At 50.1% G+C, this 24,010-nt stretch carries 29 protein-coding genes, 1 pseudogene and 1 other annotated feature; of the genes and pseudogenes, 3 read left to right on the forward strand and 27 right to left on the reverse strand.

The window, feature by feature from the left end:
• Positions 1-40 precede the first annotated feature (40 nt).
• On the reverse strand, positions 41-1,720 hold the full coding sequence (locus H7F31_RS21040) for a glutamine--tRNA ligase/YqeY domain fusion protein (RefSeq protein ID WP_187100392.1): 1,680 nt from the start codon (positions 1,718-1,720) through the stop codon (positions 41-43).
• A 166-nt stretch (positions 1,721-1,886) separates the two neighbouring features.
• Positions 1,887-2,147 (reverse strand) — a binding site (T-box leader).
• Between the two features lie 142 nt (positions 2,148-2,289).
• On the opposite strand from H7F31_RS21040, the gene H7F31_RS21045 reads away from it, so the two are divergent.
• On the forward strand, positions 2,290-3,489 hold the full coding sequence (locus tag H7F31_RS21045; protein WP_187100393.1) for an oxalate decarboxylase family bicupin: 1,200 nt from the start codon (positions 2,290-2,292) through the stop codon (positions 3,487-3,489).
• Positions 3,490-3,546: 57 nt separating this feature from the next.
• Here the strand turns inward: H7F31_RS21045 and H7F31_RS21050 are convergent, their stop codons facing one another.
• Complete coding sequence (locus H7F31_RS21050) at positions 3,547-4,815, reverse strand: MFS transporter (protein WP_187100394.1); 1,269 nt, start codon at positions 4,813-4,815, stop codon at positions 3,547-3,549.
• 140 nt (positions 4,816-4,955) lie between these two features.
• Here H7F31_RS21050 and H7F31_RS21055 point away from each other — a divergent pair, with 140 nt between their 5' ends.
• Complete coding sequence (locus tag H7F31_RS21055) at positions 4,956-5,498, forward strand: NADPH-dependent FMN reductase (protein ID WP_187100395.1); 543 nt, start codon at positions 4,956-4,958, stop codon at positions 5,496-5,498.
• Between the two features lie 93 nt (positions 5,499-5,591).
• Here the strand turns inward: H7F31_RS21055 and H7F31_RS21060 are convergent, their stop codons facing one another.
• The 12 genes from H7F31_RS21060 to H7F31_RS21110 all read right to left on the reverse strand — a co-directional run bounded on the left by H7F31_RS21060 (position 5,592) and on the right by H7F31_RS21110 (position 15,817).
• Positions 5,592-6,815, reverse strand: coding sequence for a M20 metallopeptidase family protein (locus tag H7F31_RS21060; RefSeq protein ID WP_187100396.1), 1,224 nt, complete (start codon positions 6,813-6,815; stop codon positions 5,592-5,594).
• Positions 6,812-7,708, reverse strand: coding sequence for an L-serine ammonia-lyase, iron-sulfur-dependent, subunit alpha (sdaAA, locus tag H7F31_RS21065; protein ID WP_187100397.1), 897 nt, complete (start codon positions 7,706-7,708; stop codon positions 6,812-6,814). The genes H7F31_RS21060 and sdaAA overlap by 4 nt, the downstream gene beginning before the upstream one ends.
• Complete coding sequence (gene sdaAB, locus H7F31_RS21070) at positions 7,705-8,388, reverse strand: L-serine ammonia-lyase, iron-sulfur-dependent subunit beta (protein ID WP_187100398.1); 684 nt, start codon at positions 8,386-8,388, stop codon at positions 7,705-7,707. Before sdaAB ends, sdaAA begins: the two co-directional genes overlap by 4 nt.
• A 27-nt stretch (positions 8,389-8,415) precedes the next feature.
• Positions 8,416-9,486, reverse strand: coding sequence for a dihydrodipicolinate synthase family protein (locus H7F31_RS21075; protein WP_187100399.1), 1,071 nt, complete (start codon positions 9,484-9,486; stop codon positions 8,416-8,418).
• Entirely contained in the window at positions 9,486-10,502 is a 1,017-nt protein-coding gene (locus tag H7F31_RS21080; protein WP_187100400.1) for an NAD-dependent epimerase/dehydratase family protein, read from the reverse strand. Before H7F31_RS21080 ends, H7F31_RS21075 begins: the two co-directional genes overlap by 1 nt.
• 114 nt (positions 10,503-10,616) lie before the next feature.
• A complete protein-coding gene (locus H7F31_RS21085; protein WP_187100401.1) occupies positions 10,617-11,933 on the reverse strand; it encodes a hypothetical protein in 1,317 nt (438 codons plus the stop codon).
• Between the two features lie 76 nt (positions 11,934-12,009).
• Entirely contained in the window at positions 12,010-13,200 is a 1,191-nt protein-coding gene (locus H7F31_RS21090; protein ID WP_261800087.1) for an MFS transporter, read from the reverse strand.
• A gap of 97 nt (positions 13,201-13,297) precedes the next feature.
• Positions 13,298-13,738 (reverse strand): DUF6376 family protein, encoded by a 441-nt coding sequence (locus H7F31_RS21095; RefSeq protein WP_108992631.1) that lies wholly within the window; start codon positions 13,736-13,738, stop codon positions 13,298-13,300.
• A gap of 194 nt (positions 13,739-13,932) precedes the next feature.
• Entirely contained in the window at positions 13,933-14,253 is a 321-nt protein-coding gene (locus H7F31_RS34275) for a hypothetical protein (protein ID WP_261800088.1), read from the reverse strand.
• Between the two features lie 84 nt (positions 14,254-14,337).
• Complete coding sequence (locus tag H7F31_RS34280; RefSeq protein ID WP_261800089.1) at positions 14,338-14,481, reverse strand: hypothetical protein; 144 nt, start codon at positions 14,479-14,481, stop codon at positions 14,338-14,340.
• A gap of 11 nt (positions 14,482-14,492) precedes the next feature.
• Positions 14,493-15,017, reverse strand: a complete 525-nt coding sequence (locus tag H7F31_RS21105) for a YfiT family bacillithiol transferase (RefSeq protein ID WP_187100402.1) — start codon at positions 15,015-15,017, stop codon at positions 14,493-14,495.
• 80 nt (positions 15,018-15,097) lie between these two features.
• Complete coding sequence (locus H7F31_RS21110) at positions 15,098-15,817, reverse strand: YebC/PmpR family DNA-binding transcriptional regulator (RefSeq protein ID WP_187100403.1); 720 nt, start codon at positions 15,815-15,817, stop codon at positions 15,098-15,100.
• A 174-nt stretch (positions 15,818-15,991) separates the two neighbouring features.
• Here H7F31_RS21110 and H7F31_RS21115 point away from each other — a divergent pair, with 174 nt between their 5' ends.
• Positions 15,992-16,510, forward strand: a complete 519-nt coding sequence (locus tag H7F31_RS21115; RefSeq protein WP_187100404.1) for a TlpA family protein disulfide reductase — start codon at positions 15,992-15,994, stop codon at positions 16,508-16,510.
• 27 nt (positions 16,511-16,537) lie between these two features.
• Here the strand turns inward: H7F31_RS21115 and H7F31_RS34285 are convergent, their stop codons facing one another.
• The 13 genes and pseudogenes from H7F31_RS34285 to H7F31_RS21175 all read right to left on the reverse strand — a co-directional run bounded on the left by H7F31_RS34285 (position 16,538) and on the right by H7F31_RS21175 (position 23,853).
• Positions 16,538-16,927 (reverse strand): antibiotic biosynthesis monooxygenase family protein, encoded by a 390-nt coding sequence (locus H7F31_RS34285; RefSeq protein ID WP_261800545.1) that lies wholly within the window; start codon positions 16,925-16,927, stop codon positions 16,538-16,540.
• An 18-nt stretch (positions 16,928-16,945) separates the two neighbouring features.
• A pseudogene (locus H7F31_RS34290) lies at positions 16,946-17,458 on the reverse strand (GNAT family N-acetyltransferase); the annotation flags it as partial.
• Positions 17,410-17,910 carry a putative immunity protein gene (locus tag H7F31_RS21125; RefSeq protein ID WP_222622716.1) on the reverse strand — a complete coding sequence of 167 codons (501 nt, stop codon included), beginning with the start codon at positions 17,908-17,910 and terminating at the stop codon, positions 17,410-17,412. The gene H7F31_RS21125 and the pseudogene H7F31_RS34290, both read right to left, overlap by 49 nt.
• Before the next feature lie 3 nt (positions 17,911-17,913).
• Positions 17,914-18,465, reverse strand: coding sequence for a pyridoxamine 5'-phosphate oxidase family protein (locus tag H7F31_RS21130; RefSeq protein ID WP_187100406.1), 552 nt, complete (start codon positions 18,463-18,465; stop codon positions 17,914-17,916).
• Complete coding sequence (locus H7F31_RS21135) at positions 18,449-19,009, reverse strand: NUDIX hydrolase (protein WP_187100407.1); 561 nt, start codon at positions 19,007-19,009, stop codon at positions 18,449-18,451. The genes H7F31_RS21130 and H7F31_RS21135 overlap by 17 nt, the downstream gene beginning before the upstream one ends.
• A 49-nt stretch (positions 19,010-19,058) precedes the next feature.
• Complete coding sequence (locus tag H7F31_RS21140) at positions 19,059-19,340, reverse strand: hypothetical protein (RefSeq protein ID WP_187100408.1); 282 nt, start codon at positions 19,338-19,340, stop codon at positions 19,059-19,061.
• Positions 19,341-19,662: 322 nt separating this feature from the next.
• A complete protein-coding gene (locus H7F31_RS21145) occupies positions 19,663-20,223 on the reverse strand; it encodes a DEAD/DEAH box helicase family protein (protein ID WP_187100409.1) in 561 nt (186 codons plus the stop codon).
• 29 nt (positions 20,224-20,252) lie between these two features.
• Positions 20,253-20,663, reverse strand: coding sequence for a DUF1801 domain-containing protein (locus tag H7F31_RS21150; RefSeq protein ID WP_187100410.1), 411 nt, complete (start codon positions 20,661-20,663; stop codon positions 20,253-20,255).
• Positions 20,664-20,744: 81 nt separating this feature from the next.
• Positions 20,745-21,140, reverse strand: coding sequence for a GNAT family N-acetyltransferase (locus H7F31_RS21155; RefSeq protein ID WP_187100411.1), 396 nt, complete (start codon positions 21,138-21,140; stop codon positions 20,745-20,747).
• Between the two features lie 63 nt (positions 21,141-21,203).
• Positions 21,204-21,791, reverse strand: coding sequence for a metallophosphoesterase family protein (locus H7F31_RS21160; RefSeq protein WP_187100412.1), 588 nt, complete (start codon positions 21,789-21,791; stop codon positions 21,204-21,206).
• Positions 21,792-21,839: 48 nt separating this feature from the next.
• A complete protein-coding gene (locus tag H7F31_RS21165; RefSeq protein WP_187100413.1) occupies positions 21,840-22,385 on the reverse strand; it encodes a DNA topology modulation protein in 546 nt (181 codons plus the stop codon).
• Positions 22,382-22,888 (reverse strand): DUF6933 domain-containing protein, encoded by a 507-nt coding sequence (locus H7F31_RS21170; RefSeq protein ID WP_187100414.1) that lies wholly within the window; start codon positions 22,886-22,888, stop codon positions 22,382-22,384. The genes H7F31_RS21165 and H7F31_RS21170 overlap by 4 nt, the downstream gene beginning before the upstream one ends.
• A gap of 257 nt (positions 22,889-23,145) precedes the next feature.
• Complete coding sequence (locus H7F31_RS21175) at positions 23,146-23,853, reverse strand: class I SAM-dependent methyltransferase (protein ID WP_187100415.1); 708 nt, start codon at positions 23,851-23,853, stop codon at positions 23,146-23,148.
• Positions 23,854-24,010 lie beyond the last annotated feature (157 nt).

Consider the following 24,010-nt stretch of genomic DNA (forward strand, 5'->3'; position numbering starts at 1 on the left):
CGGCACGCCCCCCTTTCACCTCGCGAAATCAGTAAGAACGCTATTTTTTGTTCCACGAATCCTTAAGCGGTACGATGCGGTTAAACACCGGCCCCTCGTTAGTTGAAGGCCTTTCGTCCGCAACAAAATATCCATGACGGAAAAACTGCAGCCGGTCTCCGGGCGCAGCCTTGCCCGCAATCGGTTCGAACTGAGCGGCATTCAAGCTGATTAGCGAGTTGGGATTCAACCACTTCGACCAATCTACTGCATCCTCCTTGGGTATGTTCTCATCAAGGAGCAGTCGATCGTATAGCCGTACTTCTCCCGCTACCGCATGCGCCGCCGATACCCAATGAATGGTGCCCTTCACCTTGCGTCCGGTAAAACCCGTTCCGCTCTTCGTCTCGGGATCGTATGTGCAGTGAACCTCCAAAATTTCGCCGCTTCCAGGATCGTTTACGACCTTCTGACAGCGAATGAAGTATGCGCCTTTAAGCCGCACTTCGCCTCCGGGCTGCAGCCGATGATAACCCGGCACCGGGTCCTCCATGAAGTCATCCTGTTCGATATAGATCGTTCGTGAGAAAGGGACCTCCCTTGATCCCAGCTCGGCATTCGAAGCGTTATTCTCGACTCGCAGCATCTCTTCCGTATCTTCCGGATAATTTGTTATCACGACTTTCAGCGGCCGAAGCACGGCCATAACGCTTAGAGTCGATTCCTTCAGGTCTTGGCGCAGGCATTGGTCCAGAAGCGAGATATCGACCGTGCTGTAGGATCGGATACTCCCGATTTCCTCAATAAAGGAACGGATGCTTGCCGGCGTATACCCCCTTCGTCTCAAGCCTCGAAGAGTTGGCAGTCTCGGATCATCCCAGCCATCTACATGTCTTTCCTCTACAAGCTGGCGCAGATAACGTTTGCTGGTCACAACGCCGGTCAACCCCACTCGCCCGAATTCCCGCTGTCTTGGCGGTTCCTCGTAACCAAGCTCCGCAAGTACCCATTCATACAAGGGGCGATGATCCTTGAATTCTAGCGAGCATAACGAATACGTAATCCCTTCGATCGCATCCTGAATGGGATGGGCAAAATCGTACATGGGATAGATGCACCAAGCCGCCCCGGTTCGGTAATGATCGGCGTGAATGATCCGGTACAGCACGGGATCTCTCATATTCATATTCGGCGACGACATGTCGATTCGCGCACGCAGCACCTTGGACGCCGTCTTATACCGGCCTTCCTTCATTACTTGGAACAACGCAACGTTTTCTTCGATGGAACGATTGCGGTACGGACTATCCGCGCCCGGTTCGGTCAACGTGCCCCTGCCCGCCGCCAACTCGTCAGGCGACAAGTCGCAGACGTAAGCTTTTCCCTTCTCGATCAGCGTCAGGGCGGCTTTAAAGATCATCTCGGAATAATCCGATCCGTAGTAGACATGGGGCCCTGGATCGAAGCCGAGCCACTTTATGTCTTCGAGGATCGCCTCCGCGTAAGCGGCATCCTCCTTGAGCGGATTGGTGTCGTCAAATCGCAGATGGAACCGGCCTCCATACGATCTCGCGATTTCCGCATTCGTAATGATCGCGTACGCACTCCCGATATGGAGATAACCGTTCGGCTCCGGCGGAAATCGTGTTGCCATAGGGCGATGAAACGGGTTAGTATGCAACTCTTCGCGAATAAGATTGGCCAAGTACCCCTCGTCGGGTTTGTTGATATCGGTTGACATGGCAGACTCCTCCTTATGAGCATAGCAGCAATTTGAACCAAGGTGAAACGGCTGTCGCCGTCCTTTGGCGGTGCAGCGCGTTTCATTCCGAGAATTATAGGTCAAGTATGGAGTAAACTTATACTTTCCTGTAATTTAAAAAAACTTCACCTCCAAGACTTGTCGTCTTGGGGACGAAGTTGTTCGCGGTGCCACCCCAGCTTTATCAATATGTCGCCATATTAACCTCTTCAAGTACGGCATGCGCAAACTCACCGCATGATTATACTCTAGCTCTGTAACGGGAGCTCCCGTCTTACCATCCTCGGGTCCGATTCCGGTAAGCCGCTCTGAGGCTTGGTTCGGCGAATGTCACTTGGCTCCTTCTCAGCTGCCGGAGCTCTCTGTACAAGATTGTTTTCCCTACTCTTCTCGTCGTCGCATTTAAGATATGGGGATTATTCTAACAAATGAAGCTCCTGTTTGTAAATAGCTCTCATCGATAGGATGGATATTTGGCGTTAGCCGCACATATTCATGATACGATGATTTCAATCGACACGGCAATGTCCGTAAGGAGGTCTCGGTTCATGAACGATAACAATTACCAACCGTCGGCACCCGTTCCTATCCCCCAGCCCATTCGGAAAGACGGAGCGGGCGGCGTCGACCAAGGTCCGCGGGATGTGCTCAGGGATATGCAGAACCCGGATATGTTTGTTCCACCGAAGACGGATAATGGTCTGCTGCCGAACCTCCGGTTCTCCTTCTCCGATACCCATATGCAATTGAATCATGGCGGATGGTCGCGCGAGATTACGGTGCGCGAACTTCCGATCGCCACCACGCTCGCTGGCGTCAATATGTACTTGAAGCCTGGCGGCGTTCGCGAGCTTCATTGGCATCAGCAGGCGGAATGGTCCTACATGCTGCTGGGAAAGGCACGGATTACAGCCGTCGATCAAAATGGCCGCAATTTCATTGCGGATGTCGGCCCCGGCGACTTGTGGTATTTCCCTCCGGGTATCCCCCACTCCATCCTGGGACTGGAGGAAGGCTGCGAGTTTCTGCTTGTTTTCGACGATGGAGCATTCTCGGATTTGAACACGTTATCGCTCTCCGATTGGTTTGCCCATACGCCCAAGGAAGTGCTGTCCGCCAACTTCGGCGTGCCGGAGTCCGAGTTCGATGGAATTCCGAAGGAACAGGTCTATATCTACCAGTCGATTGTTCCCGGCAGCGTCGCCTCTACAGCCGTGCAATCGCCTAATGGCGCCGTTCCGCTTCCTTTTGCGCATCGAATGCTTGCTCAGCCGCCCATGAAAATGCCCGGCGGCAGCGTCCGCATCGTCGATTCCACCGTTTTCCCCATATCCAAGACGATAGCTGCCGCTCTGGTGGAGATCGAGCCTGGCGGCATGCGAGAGCTGCACTGGCATCCCAACAACGATGAATGGCAATACTATTTGACCGGTCAAGGACGAATGACCGTTTTCGGCGGCGAGGGCAATGCGAGAACCTATGACGTGCGGGCCGGAGACGTCGGTTACGTGCCGTTCGCCTTTGGGCATTATGTACAGAACACGGGTACGGAATCGCTCTGGTTTCTGGAAATGTTCAAGTCCGACAGGTTCGAGGACGTCTCGCTTACTCAATGGATGGCGCTGACGCCGCATGCTCTCGTCGAAAGCAATCTTAATGTTTCTCCCGCATTGATCTCCAAGCTGAACAAAGTGAAGCAGCCCGTCGTCAAACATCCGGGTTATACCTATCAGAACAGTCATGATTGATGAACGAAAGGCATCCCCTTAGACAAGGAGATGCCTTTCTCATGCAAGTCGATGCCGCTAAGTCGCCTGTTCCCGACGTTTCGCGTTCGACCATAACAAAACCGGAATAAGCAACAAGGACAGGAGTCCTCCGGCAAGCGACAACGTAGCGTAACTTGAGTAATCCACGATTACGCCCGACAAGGCGCCTCCCGAAGCGCCTGCAAGCGCAACGAGGACATCGATGTTCCCCTGCGTTTTGGCTCGAACGGATAACGGAGTTGCATCTACGATTAGCGTCGTGCCGCTTATCAAACCCAGATTCCAGCCCAGTCCAAGCAGCGCGAGTGCCGTAATGAGTATCGGCATGGAGTCGCCAGAACCATACGCGGACAAGAGACCGGCGGCAAGCAATACGATTCCCGCAGCCGATGCCATCCGCATCCGCCCGATTTTATCGATAAGAAGACCTGTAAACAACGACGGCAAGAACATGGCGCCGACATGGATGCCGATGACGATGCCGACTTGCGACAAGCCATGTCCGTGATGCTTCATATGGACGGGCGTCATGGTCATAATCGCGACCATGACCATCTGCGTAAGAAGCATAACGGTCGCTCCTGCCGCTAAACCTCTTTTATTGATTACATTCAATAGCTCCGGACCTTTGCCGCCGCTCTTTAATTGCTCCTGCTCCGCAAGCGTGCGTGCCGCGAAAAAAGGATCCGGACGAAGCAAAATAAACACGATCAGTCCAGCCAACAGAAAAGCTGCGGCTCCTAAAATAAACGGACCCGCTAGCGGAGGAATGCCCCACGACCGGGCTACGTTCCCCATCACTTCGACGAGATTAGGACCCGCCACGGCTCCGAATGTCGTTGATACCAACGCCATGCTGACGGCGGTCGCGCGTTGATTCGGTTTCGCCAGATCCGTGCCCGCATAACGGGCAAGCAGATTCGTAGCAGTACCTGCTCCGTAGACGAACAAGGATACGAATAACAAAACGATGTTTCCGTAAACTGCTGCTACAATGACGCCGATCGCTCCCAAGCCGCCTGCTCCGAACCCGATGACAAGACCCGGTCTTCGCCCCAGACGTTGCGTAAACCGGCCAATCAGGAAGGCGGTCAGCGCCGAACCTAATGTCAGAAGTGCCGTTGGTAAGCCCGCATAACTGGCCGTCCCTAACATCTCTTCCGCAAGCAGAGCGCCGACCGTAACCCCTGCTGCCAATCCCGCTCCGCCGAACAATTGCGACAACAGTACGACGATCATCGTCCGTTTAAATAAGTATTGCTGATTTATAGATTCAATAAGACAAACCTCCTCTGGTCCTTTCATTCACCATGAATAAAAGTATTATGAACGATATCGGCAAGTTCCGCCATACCCGCGAGCAGAAAATGAATGAAACCGGACAAAAATGGTTATTTAAAAGGTAGGTCCCAAACCAGGTCCAATCTTATGAGGAGTTGATTACGATGGCAGGATTAAATATCGGTATCATTTTGGGAAGCACGAGACAAGGTCGCGTTAGCCCGCAGGTTGGCCAATGGGTAAAGGAGGTTGCGGATCGACGCGGCGACGCCAATTACGAAATCGTCGATATCGCCGACTACAAGCTGCCTCTTCTTGGCGAAGAGGACGCGACGGAACAGGCGACGGCGTGGAATACGAAGCTGGCTAGCCTTGACGGCTTTGTATTTATCGTTGCAGAGTATAACCACAGCATCACGGGGGCGCTTAAAAACGCGCTTGATTACGCTCGCGACTCCTGGAACAACAAAGCAGCCGGCATCGTCAGCTACGGCTCCGTTGGCGGCGCTCGCGCAGCCGAGCATTTGCGCGGAATTTTGGGAGAGCTGTCCGTTGCCGATGTTCGCGTACACGCCGCATTGTCCTTGTTTACGGACTTCGACAATGGCGAGTTTAAACCGGCAGATCTGCATCTGACGAACGTAAACGGCATGCTGGACCAAGTACTCGCTTGGAGCGGCGCCCTTAAAACTCTGCGCATCTCATAATCCACCATCAGCAAACATCATGATAAAAGGCTGATCCACGTCACAATATGGAGACGATGAATCGGCCTTTTTATTTTTCCATCTAAAAAGAATTTATTTGGTTTTTTGGACTGCATCTGCGAGAACCTGCAAGCGGTTGACCGCTATCTCCGCAAGCAAGGCTGCTCCAATGGGAAGGCATTCCTCATTCAACGTATATTTCGGATGATGCAGGCCGTATGCCGATTCGGCGTTGTCCGGCGGACCGGAGCCCAGCCAGAAAAAGCAGCCCGGAATCTCGTTCAAATAAACGGAGAAGTCTTCTCCGGCGAGCGTCGGCTTGGCTTCTTCTCTCGCTTCTCGTCCGATCAGGCCGTCAATAATCGCTTCGGTCGCCTCTGTCTGTTCCCAATGATTCATGAGTACCGGCACTTGCTCGATGTATTTCAGTCGCGCTTTGCATCGATGACCCTCAGCGACGTGATTGACGATTCGTTCGATCCGCTCCGGCAATGTCACGCGGACTTCCGGATTAAACGTGCGCACAGTGCCGGTCATAACGGCATACTGCGGAATAACGTTGTTGGCATTGCCGGAGGTTATGCTGCCTATCGTAACGACTACGGGATCGAACGGGGACAATTCCCGGCTTACGATTCCCTGCAATGATTGAATGATGGCTGCGGCGCAAACGATGGGATCGATGCTCTGATCGGGGATGGCGCCATGACCGCCTCTTCCCTCCAGCGTAATTTCGATCCGGTCCACGGATCCCATCAGCGGTCCTTGTTTCGTCGCCACCTTGCCAGCCGGCAAAGTCGGCAAGTTATGCAGCCCATACAACTCGCGAACGTCTTGCAGTGCCCCATCCATTATCATGGCGTTCGCCCCGGCGTTCACTTCTTCGGCGGGCTGGAACAGCAGACGCAAGGTGCCGGGCAAACTTTGTTGCCGGTACAATTGCTCCAGCAGCTCCGCAGCTCCGATCAGCATCGCCGTGTGGGCGTCATGCCCGCAGGCGTGCATCAGACCGGGTCGTTCCGACGCGAAATCGAGACCTGTCTCCTCCTGAATCGGCAGCGCATCCATATCTGCGCGCAACGCGATCAAGGGACCGCCGTTTTCGCTTCCGATTTCGGCGATAATCCCATGTCCTCCGACATTGGCACGGTATGGTATGCCGATTCGATCTAATTCGCGGCAAATCCTTTCTGCCGTTTCAGACTCTTCCAAGCTTAGCTCGGGGAATCGATGGAGCTCCCTGCGCCACTCGGTCAGGGCGGGAGCCAGCCGTTTCGCTTGTGCCAGCATATCGAATGGATTCTGGGAAGATATCATTCTTTTGTCTTCCCTCCCTTGCCATAAAGCTGGTTCATAATTTTTCGGCCCGTAGGCGTCTGAGCAAGTCCGCCCTTGGCGGTCTCCCTGTGCTTCTCTGGCATAGCCGCTCCAACCTCCAGCATGACATCGATCACTTCGTCCGATGGAATGACGCTGCGAACGCCGGCGACAGCCATGTCCGACGCGGCCAGCGCCGTTACCGAACCAAAGCCGTTGCGCACGATGCATGGAATTTCGACGAGGCCGCCTACCGGGTCGCAGATGAGACCCAGCGAATTTTTTAAGGCGAGTCCAACGGCATGCACCGCTTGCTCCGGCGTTCCGCCGCGAAGCTCCGTTAATGCCCCTGCCGCCATCCCGATGGCGGAACCAACCTCTGCTTGACAGCCGCCCTCCGCCCCGGATACAAACGAATTGTTGGCAATGACATAGCCGATTGCGCCTGCCGCGAACAACCCGTACACCATATGCTCATCGCTCCAGCCGAATCTCTCCTGCGTGCTGACGAACACGCCGGGGATGATGCCGCAGCTGCCGGCGGTTGGGGTTGCGATCACGCGCCCCATCGAAGCGTTTACTTCCGATACCGCAAGCGCATAAGCCATGGCCGTACAAGCCGATTCGCCGAGCGCAGGCATGCCTGAATCCGAGAAATGCGTCAGAACCCGTTTGGCATCTCCCCCCGTTAAGCCGCTCCTGGACGTTGTATCCTCCTGGAGTCCCTTACGTACCGCCTCTTTCATCACACCGTAATAGGCCGTCATTTGTTCCATGACGGCGGCTTCGCTTGCGCCGGTTTCCAGGGATTGCTCCAGAACCATCAGCCGTCCCATCGTTAGCGATTCGGTCAGACACAGCTCCTTCAGCTCATTGAGAGTCGAAAATCTCATGACTGCGCCTCCTTTTTCATCAGATCGATGATGCAGACCTCGTTGACGTCGGTCAGTTGTTCCAATCGTTGCTTGGCTTCCGGCAGTAGCCTTTCGTCGCTTTCGATGACGGTCAGCGCTTCGCCGTTGCGCATCTTGCGGTCCACTTCCATATAGCTGATATTAATGCCGGCTTGTCTGGCGATATCCGATATTTCTGCAACCATCCCTGTACGATCCTTGTGGTAAATCAGCAGGGTCGGATAGACGGCCGTAAATTTCACGTCGAAACCATTTACATTTATAATTTCAATGCTTCCGCCGCCGATGGAACAGCCCGTCATCGTTACTTTGCGACCTTCTCCTTGCAGAAGCATGGTTACCGTGTTCGGATGAACGTTCGGCCGTGTCATCGGCATGAATTTAATTTGCATGCCGAGCTGCTCGGCATGCTGTATGGAATGCCGGATACGCACGTCGTCGGTGTCCAGATCCAACAGTCCTGCAATGATCGCGAGATCCGTTCCATGGCCGACGTAAGTGTCGGCGAACGATCCGTAGAACCGGATTTCCGCCTCATTTGGCATAACGCCTAGCGCTTGCCTGGCGCATCTGCCGAGCCTTACGGCGCCGGCTGTGTGTGAGCTGGAAGGGCCGATCATGCTCGGGCCGATTATCGAAAAAACGTCCTTGAATCGCAAGCGGGTTCCCCTCCGTAATGTGCGCCTTTAATCGTTCGTCAGCCACTTCGTTACATTCGCCTTAACGAATTCATCGTCATGCAGATGCGGGTATTGCTCATATACGCGGTCGATCTCTTCCGATTGCCCAGGGGAAAGTTTCTCGTCCGGGTTCAAGCACCAGGTGCCGCGCAGCAAGCCTTGTCTTCTTAACACTTCATGAATGCCCGGAATGCAGCCTTCGAAACCATGCGCCGGGTCAAAAAATGCCGCGTTGGAATCCGTCACCTGGATATTCCGAGTCAACCATTCCTTGTTGAAGACGCCTTCCTTCCTCACGGCTTTAATCTCTTCCAGCAGTTCAACGGCTTTATTCGTCCATACGGCCCAATGGCCAAGCAACCCGCCGACGATCGGCTTCTCTACGGTCTCGCCATCGACATTGAACCGATACGTCGTGAGCAGGTCTGCCACGATATTATCATCGTTACCCGTATACAAGGCGATCTCGTCCCGACGCGATGAAGCGCATACCGCACGCACGACATCGATCGTCTGATATCGATTAAACGGAGCCATCTTAATAGCTATGATATTAGGGATTTCGGCAAAAGCGCGCCAGAATTCATAGCTGAAAATCCTTCCTCCGACGGACGGCTGCAGATAGAAGCCGATGACCGGCATGATCGCCGCGATGCGCTCTGTCCGCTTGAGGATATCGGCTTCGCTCCAGCCCTGCAGTCCGCCCATGCTGAGCAATGCCGCGTCGTAGCCCAGTTTTTGGGCAAGCTCGGCTTCCCCGATCGCTTGCTCCGTACCCCCGCATACGCCGGCAACCTTGATAAATGGCCGGTTCAGCGCCGCGGCATCCACTTCTTCCGCTGCCATTCGCAGAACGGTCTCGAACAAATTATGCTGCGGTTCGCGGATTTCGAATTGCGTAGAGTGAACGCCTACGGCAATCCCGCCCGCTCCGGAAGCGATATAATATCTCGATAAGGCTCGTTGGTAGTTTTCGTCCAGTTGACGGTTCTCATCCAATGCGAGCGGATGCGCTGGAATGACGAGCCCATCCTGCAAAGCTTTCAACAGCTCCGGCGATAACGTTTGTGCAGCCATTAGAAGTTCCCCTTTCGTTCTTGGAAATGCGTCGGCTTATTCCAGGTTGCGCCGCCCTGCAGCACCCACTCCGCCGTCCAATCGATCATTTGAAGCAGAGACACGCGCGGATAGCCGAATAATTGATGCGACTTGGCCGCATTATTAAGCAACGCTGTCTCGGATTCTGTGCCTTCAAAGAGCGCTTCCTTGCCAAGCCGCTTCGCAATTTCGGTTGCCGCCCAACGAATGGAAACTGTCTCCGGTCCCGTAATATTGATCAGCGTCGGCGGGCTGGAGCAATGATTTAAGCTTCTAAGCGCCATCGCATTGGCATCGCCTTGCCAAATGACGTTGGCAAAGCCCATCGTCAAATCGATGGAGCGGTTCTCTTGGATCGCCTTCGCCAGCTCAAGCAGTACGCCGTATCTCATGTCGATGGCGTAATTGAGACGGTACATAGCCATCGGCGTGCCGTTTTTGTGGGAATGGTATTCGAAGATCCGTTCTCTCCCCAGCGTCGATTGCGCGTATTCGCCAAGCGGCTCCGGCGCGACCGATTCGCTGGCGCCGCCGCTGCCGACCGGCTTGAACGGATAGATATTGCCTGAGGAGAACACGACGATCCGGGAATCCTTGAACTTCTCCGCTACGCGGCCGGGCAGATAAGTATTCATCGCCCAGGTAAAATGTTCGTTGCCCGTTGTACCGAACTTGTTGCCGGCCATATAGATAACGTTCGCCGCATCCGGGAGCGAAAAAAGCGACTCGTTATCCAGCAGCTCGCAGGAGATGGTCTCCACGCCGAACTCTTCCAGTTCTCTCCTTGCTTCCTGATTGGAAAATCTGGAGACGCCGATGACCCGTTTATTCAAGCCGCCTTCGCGTATCGCATTCATCGCCAATCTGGCGAGACTGGGCCCCATTTTGCCCCCTACTCCAAGCAGAATAATATCGCCTTCCACCTTCGACAAATCGTTCACCAATGCTTGTGACGGCTCGGCCAGCTTGGCTTCCAGTTCCGTTATCGTTTTCATATATGTTATGACCTCCAATCGTATGATTACGTTCATCTTACGACCGGGAGCTATATAAAGACAAGTCTTTTAATTGACTTTATGTGGCGACAAAAAAAGGACAAATCGCTGTCATTACAACGATTTGTCCTTCAGGAAGGCGAAACGGAAGAGTTGGCGCGGCCGGCCTTTAGGCACTTTCTCCACTCCCGAGACCTCCACCAGACCGTTATCCGTCCATTGCAAGACCAAGCGATGCGCGCTCCGAACCGAGATGCCGAGCGTAGCCGCCAAGTCGTGAACCTTGTATTCGTATTTGCCCGTCTTGGCCATATTCGCAAGCAATCTGCTGAGATAAGCACTGGTCATGCCGGCATCCTCCGCTTGCCGAATCAGGGCTGGTTCAGTAGGAGCAAGCACCGATTGCACCGGATCGGACATCTCGAGCGGGCCGATTACCGTAGCGTCTTCCCTGACGATAAATCCGGTATTGCCGCCTGCCTCCCGGGATTTGCGAAGCGCAATTCGCGCGTTCGTGCCTGCTTCGTTTGCAGTCAAGCCGAAACCGATGCCGACGCTTAGCGAGATGCCGAAGCTCTTGCTTGCATCCTTCGCCAAAGGAATCGTCTTGTATCCGCCCGTCTCCCTCTCGAATATGCCCCGGGTCGTGCAGAATAGAAATTCGTCTCCGCTTGCAGACATGGAGTAGCCGTCCAGTGATTCGACATATCCAAGCACCATCCGATGGATGTCCAGCTTCAGCTTCTGAACCTCGTGTTCGTTATGTCTCTGCATGACAAGCTTGCCGAAGTCATCGACTTTGATCATGCCGACGACTATTTGCGATTCCTTGCTTCGACGCGATTCCGTCGATAGAAGCGCGCGCTCCAAGGTTACGATAATATCCTGCTCCGAGGGCAGCAGCCACTCGTTCGGAATACCCTTAATGTCTAACAGCTCCGCGACGTCTCCATTGCCGGTAAACGCAATGGAGCAAGCTCCTTCGGTTACGTTCGCGGCATGGAAGGCGACCAGCTTATCGGAGCCCGCATGCGCAGGTCCGTCATAGACGATCAGCTTTGTATCCTCGAGCCCGAGATCCTGGAGCGTTCGCGTAATGATATTGCGGGTTAGCGTATCGATTGAGATGCCGTTCTCGAGCTTCCCGGCTTGCATGGCTTTAAAGATCGCCTTATACAAGCCGGCGCCGGTCAACGGCAAGTAATGAACGGGAATGGAAGCTGGCAGCATCTCCTTCACTTTGCGATGCGCCTGGGGCCCGGATAGCAGCAGCACCTCCACTTCCTCGCTAAGCCGCGTCGCGACGGCGGGCACCTCTCGCTCATGTTCGACGACGACAGATACGGGCATGAACGTTGGGAACGACTTTAATACGGCAAGCGTCTTCGAGACAATCGTTTCCGTACCGATAATTCCGATCTTGATCTGCATACTAATCTGCACCTCTTAGCCCGGCATAGTTGAACGCTACTCTTTGGCATTCGCGAAGGTTAGTCCTTGTTCCTCTTTATAGCGTATCCGTAACATCGATTGCTTTAGGTTTGTACCATATCCCCCTGATCGCAAAGAGGGCGAACGCCAGTCCCAGAAACAAGAACAAGCTATTAGGCGAAACATATCGAAGCCCAATACCGCCAAGCATCGGCCCTGCTATGCTCCCCAGGCTGAAGTGTACGGAGGCGATCACATTGGCGGACGGCAGCATGCTCCGTGGCACAATATCGGCGGCATAAGCAAGGCCCAAGGAGAAAAACGATCCCACGACTCCGCCGGCAACGATGAACAAGATAAACAATACGAGTAGTTCATCTCCCGCGATTGGCACTGTCAGAAAGGCTAAAGCCCCAATCATGGCGCAGCCAATCAGGACAGGCTTACGCCCGATCCGGTCGCTCCATATGCCAAGTGGCAGCTGCAGAACAAGACCGCCGATCCCGAATGCCAGCAGCAGAAACGAGATCCAATGCTGATCCAGACCAAGGCGAATCGCATACAACGGGAAACTGCTGTTCATGGAAGATTCCATCAATCCGTACAACAGTCCGGGAATGAGGACGAACCAAGCCAGCTTGTACGTCTTCAGATGACGTCGGCCCAAGGAAGTCGCCGTCGCCGAGCGCTCCGGCCACTCGTTTGGCATTCTCAGGACAAGGCATAATACGATGGCAAAAAAAAGACTACTGACCAGGAACGGAAGCTTTTCTCCGTAAGGCAGCAGATTGATGCCTAGCGGTCCCAGGCTAAAACCCGTTCCGTAAGCCATGCCGTAAAGCGAGATCGTTCGCCCTCGTTTCTCGGCGGGACTGGAGCTGACGATCCACAGCTGGGTCGCAAAGTGGAGCGAACTGTCCCCGATTCCGACCAGCATTCGCAAGAGAAACCAGACCAGGAGGGAATCCGTTGTCGCAAATAACAGGGTGGAGAGCGTAACGAGCGTAATCCCCGCAACGATCACCCTCTTGTACCCGAACCGGACGACAGGCTTCTCGATCACGAACATGGTGACGAAAATCCCGATATACATGGCGGCCGAGTTCATGCCGTTCAACTCGGACGAAAGGCCCGACCGGTCTAATAAAATAGACAATAACGGCAGAAGCAGGCCTTGGCTCATCCCCGCCACGACGACGACGAGCAGCAAAGCCCCTAATCGAAATTTGGAAGATAGCAATGCCGGTGCAGATGTCTGTGCTGTCAAATCTTATTGCACTCTCCTTGTTGATTGGAAGAATCCTAGGTTGTCGTTCGCCTATTGTATCGCGAGTACCGAGGATTCGCAATAAGGAGAATGCAGATTAAGGCGCAAGCCCGTTAAGCTGCGTCAGAAGTTCATTTACCTTGCCAATGGTATCCGGTATGCCGGTCGCGTCGAATGCCGCCCTGCCTTGCTCGATGTTGGTTAACGCCTGATCCAGTCCTTGTTGGAGCGTATCGTTATACTGAGCGATCGAAGCGTGCAGGTCCTTCGCGTAATCCGGTACGGTAAGGTTGCCGTAGGCGACCACCTGATCCTTCAGCTCTACAATACGCGCCTTCAGATCCGTTCGGGCATCGATATCCGCAACCGCTTTTTCGGCGAGTCCGTTCATGTCTTCGCCGAATGTCTTTAATTCATTCATATACGTCGTTGTTTCCGTGGCGAAATTGACCGTTTGTCCAATCCCGTCCAGCATGCCGCAGCCTTGCGCAAGCAATAACGTAACGGCAAGGATGACCGCGAGTCCTTTTGCTCTCAATGGTACCGCCTCCTTCTTCTTGATTACAGACGCCACCGCAGATGCATCCTACTCTAGCTGTAACCATGTCTCCCTCTACGCAAACCATTGCATTCAGGTTCCATGACACGAAAAGGTTGCAGCGACAATAAAAAAGGCGCAAGCTCTGCCGGAACGGCAAGCTCGCGCCTCGTCGCGATTCTCCATACGCGACGTTATTTCCGCCACTCGGCGGCATATTTCTTTTTGTATTTGGGGTCGGCCTCCAGCTCGATTAACTCAGCCGCCAGCTTGCGAATCTCTTCATCCGGGTAACTGTCGTACAGCTTGCGCAAGCCAACGAGCAAATCGTAACGGATAAGCGTGTAATTCTTCTCGCCCTCGCAGGTCTCGAACCGATGAGCAACGACATCCAACAGCATCCGCTTCTGCTCGGCGCCGCCAAGACCAATGCGCCAAAGATGTTGGATCGTATGCCTGGCGGTCACGAACATGGGATCGCGGGTCACTTCCATAATGGCCGCGATATCCTCCATGATTCGTTGCTCCGGATCGCTGATCGCCAGATTGCATAGCAGCTGTGCGCCGATTGTACGGAGATGATTGTCCTTGTCCGTTAGCTAAGACCGGAACGAGTCCCATGTCTCGTAAGCCCAAGGCACGGGAGATTTCGTCATCTCCAACAGTTGAAGATAGGCTTCTGTGCGACGATGTTTGTCGCCGGACATGAGTGCATCTATAAGAGCTTTTACTTGATCGTCCATGACTTTCTCTCCTACCAGCCCAGCCGAACAGCCAAGCTTGTGATCTGAGCCAGATGATGTTTCCCGTGCCATGCGTACATGCCCAGGCATCGGTCCAGCGGTACCGTCTCGCCGGATCCGGGATGGTAGAAAGTGCGAGCGAATTGCTCAGCGTTCATGGATTCAAGCAACGTTACCCATCTACCGTGCAGCGTGGCGATGAGCGAGATCGAAGTATCGACCGGCTCCTTCAACGAGTCCGCCAATTCCGCCCAAAGAGCTTCGTCATAGGGTCTGATGGTAGGATGATCCTCGGTCAGGGCCAGCTTGAACCGCATGAGACTATTCATGTGACTATCCGCGAGATGATGAACGACTTGCCGAACCTGCCAGCCGCCCTCCCGATAGGGTGTGGAGAGCTGATCCTGAGTCAGATTCGCGACCGAGTGCTTAAGCAGCAACGGAAGCTCCGCAATCTCCTTGATCCATGCCGCTCTCTGATCGGAAGTAACCTCGCCTTGGTGTTGAAAAGTTCCAATGGGATACCTGTCATCCATCTTATTGACTCCTCTCATGTCGGGTCTGGGTAAGAAAAAGCCGCGAGCAATCGCGGCTTCCTTCGGGCGAGTCCGGAAGATTAATCTTCCAGCTCGACGTTATGAAATACTTGCTGAACGTCTTCCAAGTCTTCCAGCGCGTCGATAAGCTTCTCGAATTGCGCTTGCGCATCGCCTGGCAGCGAGATGTAGTTCTGGGCAAGCATCGTCAGCTCCGCCACCGTGAATTCATCTACCCCGGCCTTCTTGAACGCTTCTTGCACGTTGTGGAATTGATCCGGCTCCGCATAGACGATAACGGCATCCTCTTCTTCGAGGATGTCGCGCACGTCGACGTCCGCTTCCAACATAATGTCCATGACTTCGTCCGCCGTCTTGCCGGTTACGCCGAATACTGCCGTGGCGTCGAACATATAAGCGACGGAGCCGCTCACACCCATGCTGCCGCCTTGTTTGTTGAAAGCGGCACGAACGGCCGGAGCCGTGCGGTTCACATTGTTCGTCAGCGTGTCCACAATCACCATCGAGCCGTTCGGTCCAAAACCTTCATAACGCAGCTCTTGGTAATTATCGTCCGCGCTTCCCTTGGCTTTATCGAGCGCGCGGTCGATGATAGCCTTCGGCACGTTGTACGTTTTAGCTCTTTCCAGAACGACCTTAAGCGCGCGATTGGATTCCGGATCGGGTTCGCCCTTCTTTGCCGCTACGTAGATCTCGACTCCGAATTTGGCATATATGCGGCTTGTATTGGCATCTTTGGATGCTTTCTTTTCCTTGATATTATTCCATTTACGACCCATGCTGCTCCCACTTTCTACGATAATCTATCCTTCAACATTATAACCGATTTTTTATGGGAATGGACAAGTGTCGACGAGATTTTGAACAAAGTTGGCGTTTTGTTTGGATAATCATCCCAACTATTGTATACTGTTGGTGATTAGGATTCGAGATACACGAAAGGGTGAAATTCGTTGAAACGAAGACAAACCTTAATCACGTTAACCATTGCGGCGGCCGCTGTCGCTTTCATCTTATATGTGGGATTAGCGAATTGGGGAGGCAAAGCGGAGACGGTGCAAGCCTCTTCCATTCAATTGCAAGAGTTGGGAAGCGAACAACAAGTCACGGTCGATTTCGCAGAGAAACCTACCGTTATCTCGCTGTTCACTTCATGGTGTACCTATTGCAATGAAGATGCGCCGAAGATGTCCGTCTTGCACGAGAAATACAAAGATCGTTTGAATCTGATCGGAGTCAATATCACGAACCGCGACAAGCTCTCGGAAGTCCGCAGTTATGTAGAACGGCATAATTTGTCGTACCCGATTCTTCTAGATCGTGACGGATCAGTTTATTCGCAATACGGAGGCAGCGGCTTCCCAGCTTTATACTTCGTTAATACGGCTGGCGAAGTCACCGATGCCATCATTGGGTCAACGGATCTGGAGACGTTGGACGGACATTTCGCTCGTTTGGCTAACGCTCCTTAACAAAACAAGGAAAGGCTCGCCCCCGTCTTATCGACTGGGGGTCGAGCCTTCTTCTTTGTCATTTCTTTTGGTTCCGGGTAGCAAATTAGGAAGAAAATGCTCCACAACCGGGAACGGGTCATAATAATGATGCAGCAGGCTCTTCCACTCCTGGTAAGCGGAAGATTCGCGGAACCCGACGGTATGATCCTCCAGCGACTCCCATTGAACCAACAACAAATATTTGTGATCGTCCTCGACGCAGGCGCGAAGCTCATGTCCCAAATAACCGCGCATGCCGGCTATAATGGCGGATGCTTGAATAAAACTAGCTTCGAACTCTTCCTTCCTGCCTGGTAGGATCGACAAAAGAACGGATTCAAGTATTGGCTGCTCATGATCCTTCGACCGAGGAGCCGCACCGATTCGATACGTCATATGCGCTTCGTCCAAACACTCTCCGTCGACTCGAAGCGCGCACGGCTCCGTGCCATAGGTTACGAATCCTAACGAACGATACAGCTTAAGCGCGCTCGTGTTCGTAGTAACGACGGAAAGTGTAACGATTTCTAATCCGTTCATTGCGGTCGCCCGTTGAATAACCTCTTCCATCAACAATCTGCCAATCCCCTGCCCGCGATGCGAAGATGCGACGTACATGCCCCAGATGAATGCTTTGTGACGCTCCTTGATCGACGTTCCCCGCTTGAAGCCGATCATGCCTACCAAGCGATTGTCCTGGTACGCGCCTAACACGAATCCGTTATCGTCGTTACGGAGTCTGTCACGTATACCTTCATCGGCCGTGTCTTTCGCCTCTTCCCATGAACTGCCGAAGGCGGTAGGATGCTGGCGGAGCGCTTCCAGACGAAGCGTCCAGAAGGCTGCTGCTTCCTCATATGGAATGATTCGTATGGTAGTCATGTCGAAACTTTCCCTTCTCTCTCGAGCACCAGTTGATATTGCCATTCTCGAATGGCTTCCACCGCGCCTCCCGGCCCCACTGCTCCTGATGAGTAAGCAGCTGCTTTGGCTGCATAGGTAGCTGCATGAACCGCATGTCCTGTTACATGTGATGTGGCAGCTGCATGCCCTGCAGCTCGAGCAGCTGCAGTCGCCGCATCGTTACCGGCATCTCGGGCAGCTGCGTGCGCGGCAAAAGCGGCCTTACGCGCTTCGCTCATCGTGATTTTTTTCCTCGACCACGCCCTTCCGGCTTCGATCGCTCTTCTAGGTCGATCATCTCCCGGAACTTGCTGCTCAAATAATGGCAGCACTTGCTCTGCACAGTCGGCTGCCCAGGCTACCAATGTCCGCTGTTCCCAATGTTTCACGGCATTAATTATATCCTTGCCTCGCTTGGCATCCTTAAATTTGATTGTATTCAACTCCATCCCTTCGGCATCATGATGAATTCGCACGATTTATAGAAACTTCTCGCCAATAGGTGTCAGAATACCGTCCATACTTGTTGCGTTTTTGGCTTTACGGTATTCCGTAAGCTTCTCTTCCCCTTTATTGCCTGCCCATTGCAGTAAAGTTTCCCGTTCGCCTTCATAACTGTAGAATGGTACGCTGAAGCCGCATGAGGTCTTCACGATATCAATATCCGCCACAATCATTTGCCGATGTCCCGGCATCAGCTCGAAGCTTGGAGCAAGCCCCTCCCACTCTTCCGTATCCGGCAGGACAACCTTTCCTCTCCCATACAATCTCAAAATAAGCGGCTTTCCCTCGAACGCTACGAACATAAATGTTATACGATCCAACACGGAGAGATGTGCGCTTGTCTCGTTGCCGCTGCCTGTCAAATCCAGATAAGCCACCCGATTGGGAGATAGAATTCGGAATACATCATGTCCTTTTGGAGATAGATTGACATGGCCGTCAGGAGCGGCAGTTCCTACGAAAAACAGATGCTGTTCCCGAATAAACGTTTCATGATCAGGTTTAATGCTGTCATAGACAGTTCCCATCGTTTGTATCCCCTTTTTCTTTTCGAATGGCATCCGCTAATTGATACAACTCGGCAAGGTCGGAACGGCCTACGCTATGGAATCTTTGTAAAGCCTCTTCAAGGCTCACGACTTCCACGGCCACAACTTGTTCGCCATCCGGCGGATTTAAGGGCTTACCCACCAATTCCACTTGGCCATACCCCATCAATCTTACAAACCGGGGATGAGGAATATGCGTTTTGTATGGAACCGCGGCCTTCGACTCGCAATTGAACTGCCCAAAGATCGTATAGGAAACAAGTTCGCCGCCGAGCTCTTCCAACACTTCGCGTCGCAAGCCATCCAAGTAATGTTCTCCCGGCTCTAAAGTCCCACCAGGAAGCTCCCACATTCCGTTCTCCACCTGAAAGATGATGTATTTATCCCCTGAACAAGGCACAATACTAACATTGCTTACTCGCGTCTCGTCCGTCCCCGACGCAAACACGAACGAAGCATGCACAGGCCCCCACTCAATCGGATTGGATAAAGTCGGATACAGCGCTAACGTTTCGAGCGGCATTTTGGAAATCTCCTCTATTTACATAATCAATCCCAATAGTATTATCATATCATTGATCAGGCTTGTTTTCGAACCATACTCTTATGAAATAATTAGCTGCGAATGTAATAATAAACACGGCGCCGCCTATAATCCAAAAAGACCCTCCGGAAAATGCGCCGAATTCAACCTGATGCTGAAGCATATCTACTTGTTCATATGCTTTTACTATGTCAGGAACATAATTTCTTGACTTAAAATATCCCTGTACAACAGGTATAATTACAACGATTGCCGTCACAGCGATTGCGGCCAGTGTGGCTTCCATTACATATCTGAACTTTTTAGACATATACGCCCCCATGACGAATCAGATATTCCAAAAATCGTTTTTTTGATGACTATTGACCAGCATCGAAGTCATCTTTCACCTTTTTCGATACCTCAAACGGTTTAATTCTATCGTGAATAAGGATGAGTAAAGCAGTCACTATCGAGAAGTTTACAATGAGAACACCGGGGATTCCAAAATTGTAATACACAACCGCATTAATTCCGATCATTGCAACAAAAATGAATAGATAACTCATTTGAACTCCCCCGCCCTAGAGGTCAGTATAAAAAACCGACTTGCTATTCTTACGTTCCTTACCGTTTGAGTCGCTCGCAGGGTCTCATAAATTAAATTCGTCCCGAATTTTTTGGGCCGCTTCATCTGGGGACATATTAATATTGTTGATTTTAATATAATTGCTCCTTGTAATTTCTCCAGGATTAGAATTTAGCCGATGGTTTTCGTAAGTTGTAATTAAATCCTTTTCCGACCTTTCTACATCCCTTTTAGTTGGTTTATGCTCGAGTCTATTTGCGGTACGATTCCGTTGCAGTCTTTCTTCTACGCTGGCTTCCAGCTCAACCCAATATACCTGGCCGCCCTTTGATTCAAAGAGCTCCGTTATAGAATGGATGTAATCCCAATCGGATTGGAGATCGAACCCCCACAAATAGGTGAAAATGAACCCCTCTAAATCACTTTTTGAAACTTCTTCGAATATTTCCTGACGGATTAAAGCAACTAATCGCTTTCCTGACGCAGTCCCATAATCAAAAAATTGCGAAACAAAATCAATCGACATATGATTATGAAATAACTTAATATTTAGCAGCTTGGATAAGCTTTGACCTACTGTCATCTTGCCTACGGCTTGAGGGCCAAAAATAATAAAAAATTTCATCTCATCCCGCCTTCTAGAACACGAATTGCTTATGACTGCTTGGTCGCTTCAATCCATTTGGTTATTACATCGATTAATTTGTCTTTTTTCGCCATAACATCCGTTAGATCAGTAATCTTAACAATTGCACGGTCATCTGCCGCCCATTCGAGCAAACCGGTATGATCCTCGATTAGTTTACCTGATTGCTTACGTGTCTGAGCTTTAGCCCCTGTATGGAATATAAGTCGAAAGAAGCCCTTCCCTTGCAATTGGAATGTAATTCGGTCCTCGGCTGCGTAACAGAAGCTTGGCGCATTCCATTTGATATGCTCTGTGAGCTCTGGTACAGCCTCTAACACAATTCTCCGCACTTCTTCGATTTCAGCTTTGAGCGGATGTTGCAATTCGCTTAGAAAGGCGGCAACCTGCTCTTCGCCGTTTTGTTTTTTTACCGTCATGGCGCGATCTCCCTTCTTTCTCATTGCTATTTGAATGTTGTGGTGTTTATCATTTTGTCAGTTGAAGTTGGGGAACCTTATCTATTGCTTACGTTTGATGAGATAAGCGTTCTCGGCCTTCTCGAATCCAATCTTCGGATAATAGTCCATCGCTCCTGGTGCTGCTAAAAGGAGAAGACAACATTCGTCTCCGATTCGATCATGAACATGCTGAACGAGTTGCTTGCCCACGCCCACCTGTTGATGCTGCTGGATTACCGCAAGGTCGGATAAATAACAGCAGTACGAGAAATCGGTTATCGCTCGTGCAATGCCGATCATTTTCCCCTTCTCCCAAGCCGATACAATGACATGAGCATTGTCAATCATCCTCTGAATCCGTTCCAAGTCCGCAAATGGCCGTTTCATACCCGACAATCGGAAAACTTCCGCTACATCTGATGCTTGCAGATTATGATCAAAAGAATATTGGATCATTTTGCCCTGGCCTCCTTTGTTTCTGTTTAATTCGTATTGCTCCGATTGAACGGCAGTGCCTGACTACATCTCAATAATGTGATAACCAAAAGCATTAATTATTTTCGTCGTTTTATATTGATGAATTCTTTGGCCTTTACCGTAATTCAAATGCTGATGTCCATGGAGTAACAACTTGGGATGATATTTTTCCATAAAATCAATTAAACATTGAAATCCCCTATGACAGGGATCATCGCCATCTCCAATTTTATAGACTGGTGCATGTGTTAACAAGATATCGATTCCTTTGTTTTTCCACAATCTAAACTTGAGTTTAGTTATTCTCCATTTCATCTGTTTTTCGGTGTATTGATGGCTACCCTGGCTGTATCGATTGCTGCCACCGAGTCCCATAATTCGAACTCCATTAAATTTGACAACTTTATCTTCAATGCTCTCGCAACCTTCAGGAGGCTTTGTTATATATGTCGTATCATGATTTCCATGCACATAGAATAGAGGCGCCTTAATCATTGTGACCAGAAAAGACAAATACTTGGCTTTGAGATCTCCGCATGATAGGATCAATTCAATTCCCACGAACCTGGATGGTTCAAAATGATCCCATATGTATTTGGACTCTTCGTCGGAGACAATCAAAATTTTCATCGGCTCTCCTCCATCTAATTCTTCCCATGCAATTGTATGATGAGGTTGTTATGAGAAGTTCTCGCCTTTTTCGAAAATACCCGCACCTAATGTCTTAACTTGCGCTAGAAAAATTTTCACTTCTTTCGGAGATTTAAATACAATAATATGTTTGTCACTATAATCTCTTAGTTTTTGAATGATGCTTGGAATCCTTGTTTTTCTGAAATTCCACACCCATTTTATAAATTCAAAGTCCAGACTTTCCGGACAATCTTCATTTAAGTCGGGTCTGGTCTTGCCATGATACATAATCCTTCTCTTGAACACTCTGTACACTGTTATCAATCTTGAAAAATCCAAGAGAATAATAACATCTGCTCGTTTTATTCTAATATCGAGAGTACGGCCATAATTTCCATCTATAATCCAATGTTCTTCTAGTACAAGCTTTTCTTGAAACGAATCCCAATGTTCATTAGGAGTAGGATTCCAGCCAGCCTTCCAGTAGTACGCATCCAAATGATGAACTGGCAATTGTAATAACTCTCCCAGTTGTCTGGCAAGAGTAGATTTACCAGCTCCACCAGATCCAATAATCATGATTCTCTTCATTGAAACTTCACCTGACAGTTCCCTTTGATATTATTATATAAAGCTTCTTTAAAAACATTGATTGGTTCATTATATTCTATCGGTTTATAAATTAATCGGTTCAGCCACTTCATTCTTTGCATATTGTCTGTAAAATTATCTGTTTCAAAAATGGATATTTCAGTCATTGTTCCTAGCACACTTCTGTTGTTGGTTTTTGAAATACTTAATTCAGAACCTTCTTTCAAAAACCTATCAATCATGTTTTTTTCAATTTCTTCTTCCTGTAAATATGTTTCCAGTGTTATCAAAAATTTCTCCTTTAATAAAGAAAGTTGCGATGATCTAATTCCATCAATGATTAGACAAAGCCTTGATAAATCATTAACAAATAGTATATGTTTTTTGTTGTTTAACTTATATATATTCACATGCCAACTGAAAAGAGGTGAAATATCGTCGACTTGAATTTGAGCAGACTTCATGTCCTTCAATAAAGATTGCGTAAATCTTAATACGATCAATTTAATTCAATCCCTTCTTTATTTTTCTAATCGAACTTATTTCTTAAGAATCTTTAGGTTTAAAATCATCTTCTTTGTTTTTTAATTCATTGATTATAAGGTCTAGTCTATTAATTATTTTTTCATCATTTTTCGTTTTTTTTCTAAGGGATCCATCTATACTAGCTAATCCTATAATAATTATTATCATAAAGATGTAAATGACTATACGATCAACTCCTTAGCGACTAGTTCGGATCTGCTGGACGTTATGCAACTTACTTTGTTTTCTTAGCTACAAATGTTATACAATCAGTAGTCAGCAAAACGTTTTGTCCCTTTCTGTCTATTTCATATTCTAATTGTTTTACAAACCGATTTTGAACTACCCATCCGGCATAACATTGATCCAATAATGTCAGCATTCTTTCGGTAGATATATTTACTTCAAACATTGGATCTAATTCTTGCCCATTTTCAAGGTTTACTTCTCTTATATTCGATCCAATAATAATGCAGTTTGCCCCTTTTGATTTGGTTCCACATGTCATTTCATTGAGTTTTCTTTCCAGTTCTCTCTCCGAGCTTACGTGCTCCAGGGCAGACACAGCAATAATAATGTCGAACTTTTCTTGTTCGATAGTAAATTGTTCAATGTCAGATAATATTGCCTCAATATATTGTTCAACATCATATTTCTGACTATTATAATGTAATTTATCTATAGCGGATTCTAAGATATCAACACAAATGACCTTGCCATTATTATTCTTCAATGATTCAGCTATAGGAATGCTATTCCTACCAATTCCTGAACCTAAGTCTAATACACATAAAGATTGTTGATCTTTATATTCTGCTAAAAGATCAATTACAGTTTTTACTGGTCTATGCAGCCAGGAACCTGATTCAAATAAATTGTAATTATCGTAACAGAAATCATGATATTTCTTCTCTTCTATTCTTATACTCGCTACTCTGTCCATATCTTCCACCTCGAGCTTTCTGCAAGTATATCTAAATTTCGTGTATTCACGAAGTCCGACGAATGTCTTAAATGTCCGGCTGGACCTGCTTCCTTGCCAATTACTTCTGTCTGGACCGAGGGCGAATGCTCCGATACGTGAATATCGTGTAAGTGAA

The sequence above is a fragment of the Paenibacillus sp. PAMC21692 genome (genome assembly GCF_014303795.1).
In the GTDB taxonomy this organism is placed as follows: Bacteria; Bacillota; Bacilli; order Paenibacillales; family Paenibacillaceae; genus Pristimantibacillus; species Pristimantibacillus agaridevorans.